This window comes from Chelativorans sp. J32, from assembly GCF_000518985.1.
In the GTDB taxonomy this organism is placed as follows: Bacteria; Pseudomonadota; Alphaproteobacteria; order Rhizobiales; family Rhizobiaceae; genus Chelativorans.
The window spans coordinates 105,679-123,499 of record NZ_JAEQ01000011.1; the positions used below are offsets into that span (position 1 = coordinate 105,679).

General features: G+C 61.7%; 16 protein-coding genes and 1 tRNA gene. 12 read left to right on the forward strand and 5 right to left on the reverse strand.

Features of this window, described 5'->3' with window-relative positions; translation table 11 throughout:
• Positions 1–58: 58 nt before the first annotated feature.
• A tRNA-Ala gene (locus CHEJ32_RS0115135) sits at positions 59–134 on the reverse strand.
• A 143-nt stretch (positions 135–277) separates the two neighbouring features.
• The gene (locus tag CHEJ32_RS0115140; RefSeq protein ID WP_028034549.1) at positions 278–652 is read right to left on the reverse strand and encodes a TIGR02300 family protein; all 375 of its coding nucleotides are present in this window, start codon (positions 650–652) and stop codon (positions 278–280) included.
• Positions 653–877: 225 nt separating this feature from the next.
• Between CHEJ32_RS0115140 and aroA the strand changes: the two genes are divergently transcribed.
• From aroA to CHEJ32_RS0115165, 5 genes are all read left to right on the forward strand, one after another.
• Complete coding sequence (gene aroA, locus CHEJ32_RS0115145; RefSeq protein ID WP_028034550.1) at positions 878–2,221, forward strand: 3-phosphoshikimate 1-carboxyvinyltransferase; 1,344 nt, start codon at positions 878–880, stop codon at positions 2,219–2,221.
• A 10-nt stretch (positions 2,222–2,231) separates the two neighbouring features.
• Entirely contained in the window at positions 2,232–2,936 is a 705-nt protein-coding gene (locus CHEJ32_RS0115150) for an SDR family oxidoreductase (RefSeq protein ID WP_028034551.1), read from the forward strand.
• Entirely contained in the window at positions 2,933–3,586 is a 654-nt protein-coding gene (cmk, locus tag CHEJ32_RS0115155) for a (d)CMP kinase (RefSeq protein ID WP_156936709.1), read from the forward strand. The genes CHEJ32_RS0115150 and cmk overlap by 4 nt, the downstream gene beginning before the upstream one ends.
• 203 nt (positions 3,587–3,789) lie before the next feature.
• Positions 3,790–5,496 carry a 30S ribosomal protein S1 gene (rpsA, locus tag CHEJ32_RS0115160; protein ID WP_028034553.1) on the forward strand — a complete coding sequence of 569 codons (1,707 nt, stop codon included), beginning with the start codon at positions 3,790–3,792 and terminating at the stop codon, positions 5,494–5,496.
• A gap of 334 nt (positions 5,497–5,830) precedes the next feature.
• Positions 5,831–7,738 (forward strand): bifunctional diguanylate cyclase/phosphodiesterase, encoded by a 1,908-nt coding sequence (locus tag CHEJ32_RS0115165; RefSeq protein ID WP_245261121.1) that lies wholly within the window; start codon positions 5,831–5,833, stop codon positions 7,736–7,738.
• Between the two features lie 36 nt (positions 7,739–7,774).
• On the opposite strand, the gene CHEJ32_RS0115170 is transcribed toward CHEJ32_RS0115165, so the two are convergent.
• Together CHEJ32_RS0115170 and gyrB are read right to left on the reverse strand one after the other, a co-directional pair.
• Positions 7,775–7,978 (reverse strand): SlyX family protein, encoded by a 204-nt coding sequence (locus CHEJ32_RS0115170; RefSeq protein ID WP_028034555.1) that lies wholly within the window; start codon positions 7,976–7,978, stop codon positions 7,775–7,777.
• Between the two features lie 81 nt (positions 7,979–8,059).
• A complete protein-coding gene (gene gyrB / locus CHEJ32_RS0115175) occupies positions 8,060–10,507 on the reverse strand; it encodes a DNA topoisomerase (ATP-hydrolyzing) subunit B (RefSeq protein ID WP_028034556.1) in 2,448 nt (815 codons plus the stop codon).
• A gap of 216 nt (positions 10,508–10,723) precedes the next feature.
• Here gyrB and CHEJ32_RS0115180 point away from each other — a divergent pair, with 216 nt between their 5' ends.
• Together CHEJ32_RS0115180 and CHEJ32_RS0115185 are read left to right on the forward strand one after the other, a co-directional pair.
• On the forward strand, positions 10,724–11,695 hold the full coding sequence (locus CHEJ32_RS0115180) for a complex I NDUFA9 subunit family protein (protein WP_028034557.1): 972 nt from the start codon (positions 10,724–10,726) through the stop codon (positions 11,693–11,695).
• 10 nt (positions 11,696–11,705) lie between these two features.
• Positions 11,706–12,473 carry a sulfite exporter TauE/SafE family protein gene (locus tag CHEJ32_RS0115185; RefSeq protein ID WP_028034558.1) on the forward strand — a complete coding sequence of 256 codons (768 nt, stop codon included), beginning with the start codon at positions 11,706–11,708 and terminating at the stop codon, positions 12,471–12,473.
• 83 nt (positions 12,474–12,556) lie between these two features.
• Here CHEJ32_RS0115185 and CHEJ32_RS0115190 read toward each other — a convergent pair whose 3' ends face one another.
• Entirely contained in the window at positions 12,557–13,363 is an 807-nt protein-coding gene (locus CHEJ32_RS0115190; RefSeq protein ID WP_028034559.1) for an undecaprenyl-diphosphate phosphatase, read from the reverse strand.
• Between the two features lie 131 nt (positions 13,364–13,494).
• On the opposite strand from CHEJ32_RS0115190, the gene CHEJ32_RS0115195 reads away from it, so the two are divergent.
• The 5 genes from CHEJ32_RS0115195 (at position 13,495) to CHEJ32_RS24950 (ending at position 17,821) form a co-directional block, all read left to right on the forward strand.
• Complete coding sequence (locus CHEJ32_RS0115195; RefSeq protein WP_028034560.1) at positions 13,495–14,184, forward strand: glutathione S-transferase family protein; 690 nt, start codon at positions 13,495–13,497, stop codon at positions 14,182–14,184.
• Positions 14,184–15,335: a tRNA epoxyqueuosine(34) reductase QueG gene (queG, locus tag CHEJ32_RS0115200; protein WP_028034561.1), complete on the forward strand. Its 1,152-nt coding sequence runs from the start codon at positions 14,184–14,186 to the stop codon at positions 15,333–15,335. The genes CHEJ32_RS0115195 and queG overlap by 1 nt, the downstream gene beginning before the upstream one ends.
• Entirely contained in the window at positions 15,335–16,210 is an 876-nt protein-coding gene (locus CHEJ32_RS0115205) for an SDR family oxidoreductase (protein WP_028034562.1), read from the forward strand. The genes queG and CHEJ32_RS0115205 overlap by 1 nt, the downstream gene beginning before the upstream one ends.
• A 69-nt stretch (positions 16,211–16,279) precedes the next feature.
• Positions 16,280–17,323: a penicillin-insensitive murein endopeptidase gene (gene mepA, locus CHEJ32_RS24945; RefSeq protein ID WP_034658578.1), complete on the forward strand. Its 1,044-nt coding sequence runs from the start codon at positions 16,280–16,282 to the stop codon at positions 17,321–17,323.
• 84 nt (positions 17,324–17,407) lie between these two features.
• Entirely contained in the window at positions 17,408–17,821 is a 414-nt protein-coding gene (locus CHEJ32_RS24950; RefSeq protein WP_034658579.1) for a methylglyoxal synthase, read from the forward strand.

Sequence of the window (17,821 nt, forward strand, 5' to 3'; positions counted from 1 at the left end):
TGCTGGCCCGGCACATGACTGAGCCTGCCGGTTAGCGATCAGAATTGCGGTGAGAAATTGGTGGAGCCAAGGGGAGTCGAACCCCTGACCTCTTGAATGCCATTCAAGCGCTCTCCCAACTGAGCTATGGCCCCACACTTGGCCCGTTCAGGCCACCGCCGTCTCCGGCGGAAGAGGTCTCTTCGGTTTAGGATCACCGAAGTTGCTGGCGGCTTCTAAACCCGACCGCCGCCGGAATCAAGCCCGCATATGACGCGGGCTTGATCATTTTTTCCGCTTAATGTTCCTCGTCCTCGTCGCCGACGCCGATGATGCCGGTAACGTCGTCATCATCTTCCTCTTCCTCCTCGAGGAAAGTATCGTCGTCATCGCCGAGGTCGACGTCTTCGTCCAGATCCGGCAGGTCGGCGTCATCGCCCTTTGCCTCTTCGTCTGCATCTTCCAGCGAGACGATCTCCGCGCCCTCTTCGACGTCGAGTTCCTTGTCCTCCAGATCGTCCTCTTCCTCCATCACCTCCGCACCGGATTCGAAATAGCTGCGCGGATAGGAGATGCCGGTATAGGGCGATACGATCGGATCCCTATTCAGATCATAGAATTTTCGGCCCGTCTCCGGGCATATGCGTTTCGTGCCGAGTTCGGGTTTAGCCACCGTTTTGCCTCTTGTCTTTCCTGGCCGGCCCGATGAACCGGCAATCCGGCGGAGCGGCGCCTGCCGCCACTTGCCGTGTTTTGGGTCCCATAGCTACAGATCGCGCGCCTGTCAAAGCCTAATGAAGGCCCGAGTCGAAGGCGATGCGCAAGCCCTGTTCTTGGGGGATGACCGGTCATTTTCAACATGCTAGAGCCTCGGCAAGCATGCCGCCTGGAGAAAGCCATGACACATCATTTACCGCGCCATCCAGCGCTGAGCCGCCGATCGCGAGCCCTTTCTGGCCAAGTGCGCGTTCCGGGAGACAAATCCATCTCGCACCGCTCACTGATGTTCGGCGGGCTTGCCTCCGGGGAAACACGCATCACCGGCCTTCTGGAAGGCGAGGACGTCTTGCGCACGGCCGAGGCCATGAAGGCGATGGGTGCGCTCATCGAGCGGCGCGACGGGACATGGATCATCCAGGGGGTCGGCAACGGATGCCTGCTGGAACCAGAGGCGCCCTTCGACTTCGGCAATGCCGGCACCGGCTCGCGGCTCACAATGGGGCTTGTCGGCACGTATGATATGACGACCCGCTTCATCGGCGACGCTTCCCTATCGAAACGCCCGATGGCCCGCGTGCTCGATCCGCTCCGCCAGATGGGAACGCAGGTGCTGGAAGCGGCGTCCGGCGACCGCATGCCGATCACGCTGCGAGGTCCGAAACATGCCGCCCCGATCACCTATCGCGTTCCCATGGCCTCGGCGCAGGTGAAATCGGCCGTTCTGCTGGCGGGCCTCAATGCGCCGGGCGTCACCACCGTGATCGAGCCGGTGATGACGCGCGACCACACGGAGAAGATGCTGGCGGGCTTTGGCGCCGAAATCGAGATCGAGGTGGATGCCGAAGGCGCGCGTCATATCCGGATCCAGGGGCAGGGCAGGCTAGCAGGGCAGGAGATCGCCGTTCCCGGCGACCCGTCCTCCGCGGCATTCCCGCTGGTCGCCGCTCTCATCGTGCCGGGCTCCGAGATTGCGATCGAGAACGTGCTGATGAACCCGACACGCAGCGGCCTGATCTTGACGCTGCAGGAAATGGGGGCCGATATCGAGCTTCTTAATCGGCGCTCTGCAGGTGGCGAGGAAGTGGCGGATCTCCGCGTTCGCTCTTCGAACCTCACGGGCGTGACGGTGCCTGCAGAGCGTGCACCTTTCATGATTGACGAATATCCGGTTCTGGCCGTGGCGGCGAGCTTCGCCGAGGGCGAGACGCTGATGCTCGGCATCGAGGAGCTACGCGTGAAGGAGTCGGACCGGCTGACCGCGGTGGCCGAAGGGCTCAAGGCAAACGGCGTCGACTGCACAGAGGGAAAAGACACGCTTGCAGTGCGCGGAAGACCGGACGGAAAGGGATTTGGCGGCGGCACAGTGGCCACTTATCTCGACCACCGGATCGCGATGGCGTTTCTGGTCTTCGGCCTTGCGACGGACGAGCCGGTTGCTATCGACGATCAGTCCATGATCGCGACGAGCTTTCCGGAATTCATGGACCTGATGACTGGGCTGGGCGCAGAAATCGAGCACTAGGCGAGAGACCATGACGGACGCGAAAGTGGCGATGATCGTCGGCGGCGGCAGCGGTATGGGAGCTGCGGCTGCTCGCAGGATGGCGGAAGACGGGTTTTCGGTGGCCGTACTCTCCTCCTCCGGCAAAGGTGAGGCACTCGCAAAGGAACTCGGCGGCTTGGGCTTCACCGGATCGAACCGGTCCGTCGAGGATCTGCAACGCTTTACGGCATCGGTCCTCGATCGCTTCGGGAGGATCGATGCGGTGGTCAATAGCGCCGGTCATGGGCCGAAGGGCGATCTGCTTGAGATTTCCGATGCCGACTGGCAGCTCGGCATGGAATTCTACCTGCTCAACGTCATTCGTATCGCCCGCCTCGTCACGCCTGTGATGCAGGCGCAGAAATCCGGCGCAATCGTCAACATATCGACCTATGCCGTCTTCGAGCCCGAGGCGGATTTCCCCACTTCGGGGGTTTTCCGTTCGGGCCTTGCAGCCTTCACCAAGCTGTTTGCCGACAAATACGCATCCGACAACATACGCATGAACAATGTGCTTCCCGGCTTCGTTGATAGCCTGCCGGAAAAGGAGGAGCGCCGCAGCCGCATTCCGATGAAGCGCTACGGCACGGCGGAAGAAGTGGCCGAACTCATCCTGTTCCTGGCGTCCGAGAGGTCGAGCTATATCACCGGCCAGAACATCCGCATCGACGGCGGAATAACGCGGTCCGTATGATGGCGGGGTACCTGGTCATCGCCATTGACGGACCCGCCGCTTCAGGCAAGGGCACGCTCGCGCGCCGGCTGGCCGAGCATTTCGGCCTCGACCATCTCGACACGGGCCTGACCTACAGGGCCGTTGCCAAGGCGCTGCTTGACGCCGGCCTTCCGCTCGACGACGAAGCGGAGGCGCAGAAGGTTGCCTTGGCCGTCGACCTGGCGAAACTGGACCGCGACGTGCTCTCCACGCACGAGGTGGGCGAGGCAGCGTCGAGAATAGCGGTCATGCCATCTGTGCGCCGCGCGCTTGTCGAAAAGCAGCGGGAGTTTGCACGTCGGGCCCCGGGTGCCGTGCTCGACGGCCGCGATATCGGCACCGTCGTTTGCCCTGACGCCGACGTGAAACTATATATAACGGCGACCGCTCCCGTGCGGGCCGATCGTCGCTGGCGCGAGATCCTGGCCGGTGGGGGGCAGGCCGAATATGCCGATATCCTCGCCGATGTGGAAAGACGTGACGCCAGGGACATGAGCCGAACAGACAGCCCGCTCAAGCCTGCCCCTGACGCGCACTTGCTAGATACCAGCGAAATGGATATAGAAACGGCGTTTCTCACTGCTCGCGCTTTCGTGGAGAAGGAGCTGGCAAGGAGAAGCAAAGCCTGATCGAAAGCGGCGCTGGCAACTTCCCGGAAGGAAGCGGCAGGCGCTTTTTCGATATTGATGAACAGGTCTGCCCGCATCCCCTGCGCCGGATTTGCCGCAGAACGCGGCCTTGGCCCGAAAGGGCCGGATGCTTGGGCAAGGCCAGATGCAACGCTAACCGCCCGGCGCTCGCCCTGCATGTCAGGGTATTTTCAGGAGATTCAATGTCGCAACTTAACCCCTCTCGCGATGATTTCGCGAGCCTTCTCGAAGAATCCTTTTCCGAGCGCGATGCCGTCGAGGGATCCGTCGTCAAGGGCACCATCACCGCAATCGAAAAGGACATGGCCATCATCGATGTTGGCCTGAAGGTCGAAGGCCGCGTCCCGCTCAAGGAATTCGGCGCCAAGGCCAAGGACGGCCAGCTCAAGCCCGGTGACGAGGTCGAGGTCTATGTCGAGCGCATCGAGAATGCGCTGGGCGAGGCCATCCTGTCGCGCGAGAAGGCGCGCCGCGAGGAGAGCTGGACCAAGCTCGAGGAGAAGTTCAACAAGGGTGAGCGCGTCGAAGGCGTCATCTTCAACCAGGTCAAGGGCGGTTTCACCGTCGATCTGGATGGGGCCGTGGCCTTCCTGCCGCGCAGCCAGGTGGACATCCGGCCGATCCGCGATGTTTCCCCGCTCATGCACACGCCGCAGCCCTTCGAAATCCTCAAGATGGACAAGCGTCGCGGCAATATCGTCGTGTCCCGCCGTACCGTGCTCGAGGAGAGCCGCGCCGAGCAGCGCTCGGAGATCGTGCAGAACCTCGAGGAAGGCCAGGTGGTCGAGGGTGTGGTCAAGAACATCACCGACTATGGTGCCTTCGTGGATCTGGGTGGCATCGACGGCCTGCTGCACGTCACCGACATGGCATGGAGGCGCGTCAACCATCCGACCGAGATTCTGAATATCGGTCAGACGGTGAAGGTGCAGATCATCCGCATCAACCAGGAAACGCACCGCATCTCGCTCGGCATGAAGCAGCTCGAAGCCGACCCGTGGGAAGGCATCGGCGCGAAGTATCCGCTGGGCAAGAAGGTGCAGGGCCGCGTCACCAACATCACCGACTACGGCGCCTTCGTAGAGCTGGAGCCGGGCATCGAGGGCCTCATCCACGTTTCCGAGATGTCCTGGACCAAGAAGAACGTGCACCCCGGCAAGATCCTGTCCACGACGCAGGAAGTCGAGGTGGTCGTACTCGAGGTCGACCCGGTCAAGCGTCGCATTTCGCTCGGTCTCAAGCAGACGCTGGAGAACCCGTGGGAAGCCTTCGCCCGCAACCATCCGGTTGGATCGGTGGTCGAGGGCGAGGTCAAGAACAAGACCGAGTTCGGCCTGTTCATCGGCCTCGAAGGCGATGTGGACGGCATGGTGCACCTGTCGGACCTCGACTGGTCACGTCCTGGCGAGCAGGTGATCGAGGAGTACAACCGCGGCGACGTGGTGAAGGCGCAGGTTCTCGATGTGGACATCGAGAAGGAGCGCATATCGCTCGGCATCAAGCAACTCGGCCGTGACGTTGTCGGCGAAGCGGTCGCTTCCGGCGAACTCCGCAAGAACGCGGTGGTCACCTGCGAAGTTACCGCCATCAAGGACGGCGGCATCGAGGTGCGCCTGGTCGATCACGACCTCGACGCGTTCATCAAGCGCTCCGACCTGTCGCGCGATCGCGACGAGCAGCGCCCCGAGCGCTTTGCGGTGGGCCAGAAGGTGGATGCCCGCGTGATCTCCTTCGATAAGAAGACGCGCAAGATCGCAGTGTCCATCAAGGCGCTGGAAATCGCCGAGGAGAAGGAGGCCGTGGCTCAGTACGGCTCGACCGACTCCGGCGCTTCCCTGGGCGATATTCTTGGCGCTGCGCTCAAGAAGCAGAGCGGAGGCAAGGAGTAATTCTCCCGCTGGCAGTGCCGCGCGTCCGTTCGGACTTGCGGTACTGCAGGCAGCCGACCTGAACATCGCTGCGGAAGTTCGATCAGAACTTCGAACCGATGCCAGCCTTCAGAGCCCCGCGTGCAAACCACGCGGGGCTTACTTATTCGGTTTCAACGCGAACCAAATATTTCCGCGAGATCGGGCTGCCTTAAAGGTGATTTAATCTTGTCCGTCAATTTAGGACTTTCGATATTGTGGGTTAGCCATATAGGGGCTGGCCAAATCGCGTGAAGGTTTGAGATCCCGAATGGAGCGAAGCGGCCACTATTCGGCGTCCGGAGATCCGGACATCTTGAGGGTCAAGATACTTCGGGATCAGCTTCTTGATATCCGGAGTGGTATTTTCTTTTCCATACCGATCAGCACCATCCTTTCGGCGCTGATCCTGTCGATTCATTTCGTTTCCAGCCCGGCCATTCTTCCCGCCCTCATATGGTTTCTTGCCGTCACCGTGATCAACGGCACGCGCATCGTGCTTGCGCTTTCGCTCCGGGACGAGGGGGTGGGGCAGGAAACTGATCTGTCGGAAATTTCCACAAGTCTCACACGCTTCAAGCTCCTTGCCTTCCTCTCCGGTATAGCCTGGTCCTTTCTTGCTTTTTTGACGGATGGCTACACTTCTCCCCAATCCGAGGTGCATCTGATCATCCTTGCCGGAATATCGGCTGGAGCGGTGGTGTATGGTTCTTCCTGCGCAGCGGTTCCCATTTACTTCATAGCCCCGCCGCTCGTCGTCGCCGCGGCATGCCTATTGCCGCAGGGCGGGTTCGAAACGCATGTCCTCGTGTTCTCCGTCGTGCTCTTTCTCGCTGGTCTGGCTCGAGGCACCTTGCTCGGGCAGGCGCGGTTCATTGAAGCAAGCCGCCTGAGGCACGAGGCGGAACAGCTCGCCGGCGAAATGGAGCAAAGCTCGCGTCAGGATCCCCTGAGCGGGCTGCTCAACAGGCGTGGTCTCGAACATGCCATCGATAAGCTCGCCCGCTCCGATGGGCCGTTCGTGGCGATGTTGATCGATCTGGACGGCTTCAAGTCGGTGAACGACACCTATGGCCATAAGGTCGGCGACGATCTGCTTGTCAGGATCGCCCACCGGATATCCAAACAAGCCCCCGCAGGATCGATGCTGGCACGCATCGGCGGCGACGAGTTCGTCCTTCTTTATCCGGAAAAGGCCGCTCAGGAGCCGCGCCGGCTCGCGCAGGATATTATCGGCGCGATTGCCAAACCTTACCCCCCAGTGGCTTCCGTGCGCGTCGGTGCATGCGTGGGAATATACAGATCCGATACGCCAACCCTGACGGAGATGCTGCTTCGCGCCGATATGGCGCTTTACGCAGCAAAAAGGCGCGGAAGGAACGAGTGCTGCGAGTTCGACGGTCATCTTCAGCGGGAACTCGAGCGCCGGCAGTGCGTCGAGCGCGATCTTCCAGGCGCCATCGAGAAGGGAGAACTCGGCAACTCGTTCCAGCCGATCGTCAGTCTGGAGACTGGAGTGGTGATCGGCTTCGAGGCGCTGCTGCGCTGGCGCCACCCGCGCCACGGTGAGATCTCACCGCCGGAAATGGTGGAGGCGGCGCGGAAGATGGGTTTGCTCTTGCAGCTCACGGAAACCGTTTTCGGCAACTGCTGCAAGATGATGGAACGGCTTCGGGCGGTGGGGCTGCCCGAGCTTCGCGTGGCCATGAATCTTTCGCCGCGTGAGATCGAGAACAGCAATGTCGATGAAATGATCATTTCCGGGCTGAGGGAACGGAAACTGCCCGCTCCCATGCTGGAAATCGAAATCACCGAAGAGGCGCCGGTCGATCGCCTTCGGATCGGCGGTAAGTTGAAGCGCCTTTCGGACAGCGGCGTTTCAATCGCTCTGGACGATTTCGGTACCGGGTTCTCGACCCTCGCCTGGCTGAAGAGCAGCCGGATCCGGAAAGTGAAGATCGACAAGGATTTCATTGGCGGCATCTCAATGTCGCCGGACGATCAGTTGCTCGTCAAAACCGTGATCGATCTCAGCCTGGCCTTGGAAATCGAGGTCATGGCAGAGGGGGTCGAGACGGAAGAGGATTGCCAGACCCTGCGTGATCTCGGCTGCAAGACAGCTCAGGGTTTTCTGTTCTCCCCGGCGCTGCCGATGGACGACGCCATCCAACTGGCGTTTGCAAGGCTGCCAGGAATGCCAGCCTCGCCTCATCCTGCGGGTTAGCGGGCCAGAACATTGCACCGGACAAGCCGGCGCAGATCACCAGTGCGGAGGTTTGCTAACCGGAATTTCCGGCGCCGTGCGTTCCTCAAGCGCCAGAAAACGTTCCGTCAGCCGGTCGAGCTTCCTCTGCATCCGTTCGATCTGCTCCCACTGCAGGGCGATCTGATCGGAAAGTTCTCCAAGCGCCCTTTCCTGCTCAGCAGCGAGAATTTCCAGTTTTACCAGTCGATCCTCGTGCATGACTAACTCCGCTGGACGGTGCGCCGGGGGTATAAGGATGCCCGCGCGCATTCGCTAGGCATCCTACGGCAGTACTGACGCCTAGACGTCGAGATTGGCCACCGAAAGGGCATTCTCCTGAATGAACTCCCGACGCGGCTCCACTTCGTCACCCATCAGGCGGGCGAAGAGGGCGTCGGCATCCGTGGCGTCCGTCACCTTCACCTGCAGGAGGGAGCGCGCGTCCGGATCGAGGGTCGTTTCCCAGAGCTGCTCGGCATTCATTTCGCCCAAGCCTTTGTAACGCTGCATGGTCAGCCCCTTCCGGCCGGTGGCGAAAACAGCGTCGAGCAGCGCCATCGGGCCGGAGATCACCTCGGACTTGTCATTCCGCTTGAGCACCGGTGGCTTGGAATAGATCTCCTGAAGGCGAGCCGCATAGCGGTCGATGGCGCGTGCGTCGGCGGAGCCGATGAGCGCGGCGTCCAGGATAACCACGTCACGAACCCCGCGGACGGTGCGCTCGAACAGATACCCGCCGGTGCCCTCGTTGGAGGGGTTCACCCGGCCCTGCCATCCGCGTTCGGTCTCTTCCGAAATGATGTCGAGCCGACCCGCAACTTCGGTTGCGGCAGCTTCCGCCCGGCCTGGATCGGCCAGAATCGCAGCATTGAGCGCCCCGGCAATGGCAGCCTGTTCCACGACGGCGCGATCATAGCGCGTGTGGAGCCCGTTGATGAGCGAGCGGATGGCGCGGGCTTCTTCAACAACCTGTTTGAGATCCTGGCCGGAGCGCACTTCACCGTTGGAAAGTTCGAGCGAGGCCTGCTCAAGCCCGGTATCGATCAGGAATTCCTCGAAAGCGGACTCGTCCTTGATGTACTGAACGGACTTGCCGCGCGTCACCTTATAGAGCGGCGGCTGGGCGATATAGAGGTGCCCGCGTTCGATCAGCTCCGGCATCTGCCGGAAGAAGAAGGTGAGCAGCAGCGTGCGGATATGGGCGCCGTCCACATCCGCGTCCGTCATGATGATGATCTTGTGGTAGCGCAGCTTCTCGGCATTGAACTCGTCCTTGCCGATGCCAGTGCCGAGCGCCGTGATCAGCGTCCCGATCATGTCGGAGGATAGCATCCGGTCGAAACGAGCCCGTTCCACATTCAGGATCTTGCCGCGCAGCGGCAGGATCGCCTGGTTCTTGCGCGAGCGTCCGCTCTTGGCGGAGCCACCGGCGGAGTCACCCTCGACGATGAAGAGCTCCGATTTGGCCGGATCGCGTTCCTGGCAATCTGCAAGCTTGCCGGGCAGAGAGGTGATATCGAGTGCACCCTTGCGGCGGGTGAGTTCTCGGGCCTTGCGCGCCGCTTCGCGAGCGGCGGCCGCCTCCACCACCTTGCCGACCAGGATCTTCGCTTCGCCGGGATGCTCCTCGAGCCAGGTGCCGAGCGCCTCGTTGACGAGGCTTTCCACAACGGGTCGGACCTCGGAAGAAACGAGCTTGTCCTTTGTCTGCGAGGAGAACTTCGGATCCGGCACCTTCACCGAGAGCACTGCGCTCAGACCTTCACGGCAGTCGTCGCCGGTCAGCGTCACCTTTTCCTTCTTGGTCAGGCCGGAAACATCGGCATAGGAGGTCACCTGCCGCGTGAGCGCTCCGCGGAAGCCCGCCATATGCGTGCCGCCGTCGCGCTGGGGGATGTTGTTGGTGAAGGCCAGCACGTTCTCGTGATAGGAATCGTTCCACCACATGGCGAGCTCGACCGTAATCCCGTCACGCTCGCCGGAAATGGCGATCGGTTCCGGGATCAGGGGCTTCTTCGCCCGATCGAGATACTTCACGAATTCGACGATGCCGCCGTCGAACATGAATTCCTGCTTCTTTACATCCGCATGACGGCAATCGGTCAGCAGGATCCGCACGCCGGAATTGAGGAAGGCGAGTTCGCGCAGGCGGTGTTCGAGCGTTGCGTAATCGAACTCGGTCTTGGTGAAGGTCTCGGGCGAGGGCAGGAACGACACCTCCGTGCCGGTCTCTTCACCCGCATCCCCGGTCACCGCGAGCGGTGCATCGGGAACGCCGTTGCTGAAGCTCATCTCATGGATCTGGCCCTTGCGGCGGATCTTGAGCCTGAGCCAGGTCGAAAGCGCATTGACGACGGAAACGCCCACGCCATGGAGGCCGCCTGAAACCTTGTAGGAATTCTGGTCGAACTTTCCGCCCGCATGCAGCTGCGTCATGATGACCTCTGCAGCCGACACACCCTCTCCGGGGTGGATATCGGTCGGAATGCCCCGGCCATTGTCCGTGACCGTGCAGGAACCATCGGGGTTGAGAGTGACCGTCACCAGCGAGGCATAGCCCGCCAGCGCCTCGTCGATGGCGTTGTCGACCACCTCGTAGACCATATGGTGCAGGCCGGAACCGTCATCCGTATCGCCGATATACATACCGGGCCGCTTGCGGACGGCGTCCAAGCCTTTGAGAACCTTGATGGATTCTGCACCGTATTCGGCAGGTTCGCCGGTGAGTCTTTCTGGCGTAGCGCTCATTAAATACTTTCGCTAGAAGGAGCCCCTCATGGGCGTCTTGGGATGCTGCGAATCAGCAGCGAGATATGGCTAAAATATAGGCGTTCCAACACATTTTTCCAAGTTTGAGGGTGGGAACGGCCTGGGGATGAACTGCGGAGCGGGGCGCTCTTTGCCTTTGTCCCGAAAGGGGCTAAGAAGCGCCACTTGAAAGCGTAACCAGGACCCGAGACGTAGATGGCCATCATAAGCGAGAAACCCAAGCTCGTCACCGTGTTCGGCGGCTCCGGCTTCCTTGGCCGGCATGTGGTGCGGGCGCTGACGCACAGAGGTTATCGCGTGCGTGTCGCCTGCCGCAACCCGCACACCGCGATCCATGTGAATACCCTCGGCAATATGGGCCAGGTTCACGCGATACAGGCGAATGTCCGCTATCGATGGTCCGTGGACCGCGCCGTGGAAGGCGCCGATCACGTCATCAATCTGGTGGGCATCCTGTACGAGGCGGGCAAGCAGCGCTTCGATGCCGTTCAGGCGCATGGCGCGCGCGCGGTCGCTGAAGCGGCACGGGCCGCCGGTGCCGGGCTCACCCAGGCTTCCGCCATCGGCGCAGATCCGGACTCTCCGAGCGCTTATGGCCGCACGAAGGCCGCCGGAGAACAGGCCGCGCTGGAAACGGTGAAGAATGCGGTGGTCATCCGCCCGTCCATAATTTTCGGGCCGGAGGACAAGTTCTTCAACCGCTTCGCCAATATGGCGCGCTTTTCGCCTTTTCTGCCGCTGGTCGGGGGCGGACGTAACCGCTTGCAGCCTGTCTATGTTGGCGACGTGGCCGAAGTCTATGCGCGCTCCGTGGACGGCACGCTCAAGCCAGGCGCGATCTACGAGTTGGGCGGTCCCCAGGTGCTTACCTTCCGGGAATGCATGGAAGAAATGCTGGAGGTAATCGAGCGCAAGCGGGCCTTCATCTCCGTTCCATGGCCCCTGGCGCGTCTGCAGGCCCGCGTACTGGGTCTTCTTCCCAATCCGCTCCTGACGCTCGATCAGGTCCGCATGCTGGCAGTGGACAATGTCGTTTCGGAGGAAGCAAGTCGCCGGGGATTGACGCTCGAAGGCTTGGGGATTTCCCGCCATGCGCTTGCCACCATATTGCCCACCTATCTTTGGACGTACCGGCCGGCTGGCCAATTCACCCAGCCGCAGATGTGAGGCGTCGCGCGTGAACGCCTTCGCCGCGTTCCTGCCGGATGGGCTGGGGCTGATCCCGGCCGCGCTCCTGATCATCGCCAGCTTCTTCACATCGGCTCTCACGGCCTCATTCGGCATCGGCGGCGGAGTCGCGCTCCTGGCGCTGCTTGGGATGTTCATTCCCGTATCGGCGCTCATCCCCGTGCATGGTGCAATTCAGATTGGCTCGAACACGGGCCGCGCCTGGCAACTGAGAAGCCATATCGTCCATCAGATCGTCTGGCCGTTCGTTGCGGGCAGTCTTCTTGGCGCACTCATCGGCGCGTTTTTCGTGGTTCAACTGCCCGACGCCATCCTGAAACTGGTTCTGGGCACCTTCGTCCTCGTAATCACCTGGGCGAAGATTCCAGGCCTTGGAAAGCTCGGCAGTGCGGGACTGGCGGTCGGCAGCACGGTCCTGGCGGTTCTGAGCATGTTTTTCGGCGCCACCGGCCCGCTTTTGTCCTCTTTCTTTGCGCATCTCATTCCCGATAATCGCAAGGCGCTGATCGCCACCCATGCGGCAGGCATGACGGTGCAGCACGCGCTGAAGGTTGTGGTGTTCGCAATCGCCGGCTTCGCTTTCGGAGAATGGCTCCCTCTCATTCTCCTGATGGTCGCTTCGGGTTATCTCGGCACGATCTACGGCACCCGACTTCTTGAAAAGCTTCCCGAAGAAAGTTTTCGCCGCTGGTTCAAGATCGGGCTGACGCTGCTTGCGCTCAATCTTGTCCGCGAAGGCATCGTGGGCTTCTTCTAAGTCAGGACTGGCCGCCGGCAGTTATCTCTTTGCGAATATCGCAAGCTTGTTTGTCGGCAAAGACGGCAAACTGAAGGCCGCTATTAGCCCCAGGCGAGAAGAGCGACCAGACCGAGCACGCCGACAAGGATTCGCCACCAGCCGAAAAGCGCATAACCGCGGCGCGAGACGAAATTCAGCAGCGAGCGCACCACGAACAGCGCCGCTACAAAGGCGGCGATGAAACCTACTCCGATAATCTGCAGATCGGCCGCGCTGAGCTGCGCGTAGTTCTTGTAGAGATCGTAGGCGAAAGCTCCGGCCATTGTCGGCATGGCGAGGAAGAACGAAAACTCCGCCGCAGCACGTTTGTCGACCCCCAGGAGCAGCGCGCCCACAATGGTGGACCCCGAGCGGGATGTGCCCGGGATCATGGCAAGACACTGGAACAAGCCTATCTTCAGATACACGGAAAGGGGAAATTGCGTGATGTCGCGATAAATCGGCTTTCTGGCCCATCGATCGACCCAAAGGAGGACGATGCCGCCAAGGATAAGCATAACGCAAATCAGCAACGGCGTCTCGAAAAGCACCGTTTTGATGATTTTATAGGCGAGAACGCCGATGACGGCGGCAGGAAGGAAAGCGATGAGAATGCCCAGCACGAAGCGCCGCGTCGCCGGATCGCGCGGCAGATCGACGAGCATCTTCCAGAGCCGGCCCGCATAGACGCTGAGGATCGCCAATATGGCGCCGAGCTGGATCAGGATTTCGAAGGCCTTGCCTGTCGATTGGAAGCCGAGGAAATGGCCTGCGAGCAGGATATGACCAGTAGAGGAGACGGGAATGAATTCGGTAAGTCCCTCCAGAATGCCGAGCAGGAGCGCTTCCGCGATGGTCTGTTCAGCCACGATTTCTCCTTGCGGGGTTTGCTTGTCAGACTTGGCGTCTCCCCCTATAGCTCGGGCGGAGATCCTGGGAATCAGGCTATCTGAGGATTACCGTTGCGGCCAGAAAATGGCCAGAGCCGAGTAGTGCGACAATGCTGACGCTATTCCACCATCCGCTTTATGCCTCCTGCCGTTTCATCCGCCTGACCTTCGGCGAGTATGGCGAGGAGATTGCCCTTATCGAGGAGCGGCCTTGGGCGAGGCGCAAGGAGTTCTTGGCGCTCAATCCGGCGGGCACTATTCCGGTGCTGCTGGCCGAGGGCGATCACGCTATTGTCGGCGCGACAGTCATCGCCGAATATGTGGACGAGACACGTGGCGCTCTGCAGCGCCAGCGGCGGCTTATGGCCGAGGACTCGATGGCGCGGGCAGAGATACGGCGCCTGGTGGACTGGTATCTGGTCAAGATGGACAATGAGGTCACCAAGCATCTGGTGCGTGAGCGGGCGCTCAAGCCTCTGATGGGCGGGGAGGGCGGCGGCTCGCCCGATTCCACCGCCATTCGCGCCGCGCGCGCCAATGTGCGCCAGCATCTGAAATACACCAACTGGCTTGCCGCGACGCGTGACTGGCTGGCGGGACCGCGCCTCTCCTATGCCGATGTGGCTGCGGCGGGCGCGCTTTCGGTTCTCGATTATCTCGGCGAAATCGAGTGGCGGGAGTTCGAAGCGGCGCGCGATTGGTATAGCCGCATGAAATCTCGGCCTTCCTTCCGCTCACTCATCAACGACCGCGTGCGCGGGCTGTCACCCGCCTCCCATTACGCGGACCTGGATTTCTGATGCGTGCCGCGCAGGCCCAGCCGGAACGGCTGCGCGCCTTTGTCGAGCTGGAGGCGCGCGCCGTCGGTTTCGATGCGATTGCGTTCACGACGCCCGATAGCATGCCAGCGGCCCCGGCACGTTTGGCCGAGTTTCTGAGCAAGGGGCGTCACGGCACAATGGAGTGGATGGCGGAGACCGCAATGCGGCGGGCTCATCCGCGCACGCTCTGGCCGGAGGTCCGCTCCATCATCATGCTCGGCATGAATTACGGGCCGGAGGAAAATCCCCTCGCGCTTCTCGACCGAAAGGAGAAGGGTGCGATCTCCGTCTATGCGCGCAATCGGGATTACCACGATGTGATCAAGGGCAGGCTGAAGCAGCTCGCCGGAAAGATTGCCGCTAGAACGGGCGAGGACGTGAAGGTCTTTGTCGATACGGCACCGGTCATGGAGAAGCCCCTCGCCGCCGCAGCGGGGCTTGGCTGGCAAGGCAAGCATACGAATCTGGTCAGCCGCCAATTCGGCTCATGGCTCTTTCTCGGCTCGATCTTCACGACTGCCGAAATCGCGCCGGACCTGCCGGACGTCGATCATTGCGGATCCTGCCGCGCCTGCCTCGACATCTGCCCCACCGACGCGTTTCCGGCGCCCTATCAGCTCGATGCGCGCCGATGCATTTCCTACCTGACCATCGAACACAAGGGGCCGATCCCCCGTGAATTCCGCCCGAAGATGGGAAACCGGATCTATGGCTGCGACGACTGCCTGGCAGTCTGCCCATGGAACAAGTTCGCCCAGCAAGCCTCGGAAACGAAACTTCAGGCACGGGAGGATCTGAAAGCTCCCGCCCTGGCCGATCTTCTGAACCTCGACGACCCGGCGTTCCGCACCCTTTTTTCCGGCTCGCCGGTTAAGCGGATCGGCCGCGACCGCTTCATCCGCAATGTCCTGATCGCAGCCGGCAATTCCGGTGAGAAAGAGCTTGTTCCGGCCTGCGAGAGGCTTCTGCACGACGCGTCGCCGTTGGTTCGCGGTGCCGCCGTCTGGGCGCTTTCGCAGCTCATGGAGCGGCGTGTTTTTGCCGCGCTGGCGCTCGCTCTGCGGTCTTCCGAAGAAGATCCCGAAGTGTTGGCGGAATGGGAAGAAGCCCTGCCGCAGGTGCCCGCGTGATGACGCGCGCACTCATTCTCGGCGCGGGCTATAGCGGCCAAGCGATCGCTCGCGAGCTGATCGAAGAGGTGGAGTTCGTCGCGGGCACCACGCGCAGTACCGAAAAGGCGGCCGCATTTGCCGCCATAGGAATCGAGCCGCTTCTCTACGCGGGCGAGGGATTCAGCCCGGAACTGGCAGACATCCTGCGGGAGGCGACATGTGTTGTGGTCTCCATAGCGCCCGATAAGGGTGGCGATCCCGTGATGGCGGACCTGCGCAGGCTTGGCGGCGAGACGATGCCGGAGCTTCGCTGGATTTGCTATCTCTCGACCGTCGGCGTTTATGGCGACCACGGCTGCGCCTGGGTTGACGAAGAGAGCCCGTGCCGCCCCACCTCGGCCCGCTCGCGCTGGCGCCTCGAAGCGGAGGGGGCCTGGACCGCCTTCGGTCGCGACAGGAACATCCCTGTCACGATACTTCGGCTGCCGGGAATCTATGGACCCGGCCGTAACGCATTCGTGAACCTCGTTGAGGGAACGGCAAGGCGCATCGTCAAGCCGGGCCAGGTTTTCAACCGCATTCATGTGGCCGACATAGCGGGCGCTGTCTGCTATTTGATGCGTGCGAAACCCGATGGCATCTTCAACCTGTCGGATGACGAACCCTCGCCGCCGCAGGATGTAGTGGCCTTCGCTGCCGGATTGATGGGCATCGAGCCGCCGCCGGAAATCCCGTTCGAAGAGGCGAATTTAAGTCCGATGGGGCGCTCCTTCTATTCCGAATGCAAGCGCGTTTCGAACGGCAAGCTGAAGACCTCCGGCTATCGCCTGCGCTATTCAAGCTATCGTGAGGCGCTGGCCTCTATGTGGCGTGAGAATGTCTGGAGAGGCTAAGCCGCCGCAAATGTGCTATGATTCGTATCCAGTTTGGGGCCTCGGCGAGGGGGTTCGCAAGGAGGCAAGATGCGGCGTTTTTCCTTGATGCGATTGATGGGGGCTGGCCTTCTGCTGGGCCTCGCCTGGGCTAACCCGGCCAAGGCGGAACCGCTGGCAAAAGATCTTTTCGGCGCGCAGAAATTGCCGGCAGCCGCGGCGCCGGCATCCTACGGCTTCTATTCGAAGGGCTGTTTTGCCGGGGGAATTGCGATCGCCCCCGATGGCGATCATTGGCAGGCCATGCGGCTCTCACGCAACCGGCGCTGGGGCCATCCTGATCTCATCCGGCTGCTCGAGCGCTTCTCGCGCGACGCGGCGGCTGACGGCTGGTCCGGGCTCCTGATCGGCGACATCTCGCAGCCCCGCGGCGGGCCGATGCTGACGGGCCACGCCTCGCACCAGATCGGGCTCGATGCGGACATCTGGTTCACGCCCATGCCGAACCGCCGGATGAGCGTGGAAGAGCGTGAGAAGATCAGCGCGGTCTCGATGATCAAGAAGGATTCCCTCTATGTCGACGACAGCCGCTGGACCGCGGCGCACGCCAACCTGCTTCGCCGGGCGGCGAGCTATCCGCAGGTGGAGCGAATCCTGGTGCATCCCGGCATCAAAAAGAAGCTGTGCGATACGGTGCAGGGTGACCGGAGCTGGCTTCATAAGGTCCGCCCCTTTTGGGGCCATGATTATCACTTCCATATCCGCATCGGCTGCCCGAAGGGGTCGGTAGACTGCAAGAGGCAGGATCCCACACCGAAAAGTGAAGGCTGCGACAAGTCACTCGCCTGGTGGTTCACCGAGGAGCCCTGGAGACCGGCAACCGGGCCGGCGAAGCCGAAGGCGCGCGACATCATGACCATGGCCGCCTTGCCGGCAGCCTGCCAGGCGGTGCTGGCAGCACCATCTCCCCAATCGGAAGCGGCCGTTACGCTGGTGGATGCCGGGCCTCTGCCTTCTCATGCCGGCGCGGCGCCCCTGGCGCAGGATGCGGGGGACCCGGGCTCACAGCTCCTTTCGCTGCAGCCGACGAAGATCCCGCGCCCGACGCCCAGGCCCGCCGCCGATTTGCGTTAACGGCAAGGGAAGCGCTTTTCAGGGCAGCTTCCCTCGCCTATAGAGCTTCAACCGATTTAGAACCTCGCGAGCCGGGGGAGTGTTGTGGCACGCAAGCGTGTGGCGCTTATCGCGCATGATCAGAAGAAGGACGATCTGGTTGCGTTTGCGCGCGACCATCGAGCGTGGCTCGCCAAATGCGATCTGGTCGCCACCGGCACGACGGGGGGAAGGATCGCGGATGCCTGCCCCGGACTGGAGATCAAGCGCTTGAAAAGCGGTCCATTGGGCGGGGATCAGCAGATCGGCGCCTTGATCGCAGAGCGTGCCATCGACCTTCTTATCTTTTTTGTCGATCCGCTCACACCCATGCCGCACGACGTGGACGTGAAGGCGCTCATGCGGCTCGCCATCGTCTACGATATTCCGATGGCATTGAACCGGGCCACGGCTGAAAACATTCTAGCGTTGGAAGAAGCGGGAACTCCGCACGAGAGAGCTGAGCGAGGAGGCTCATAG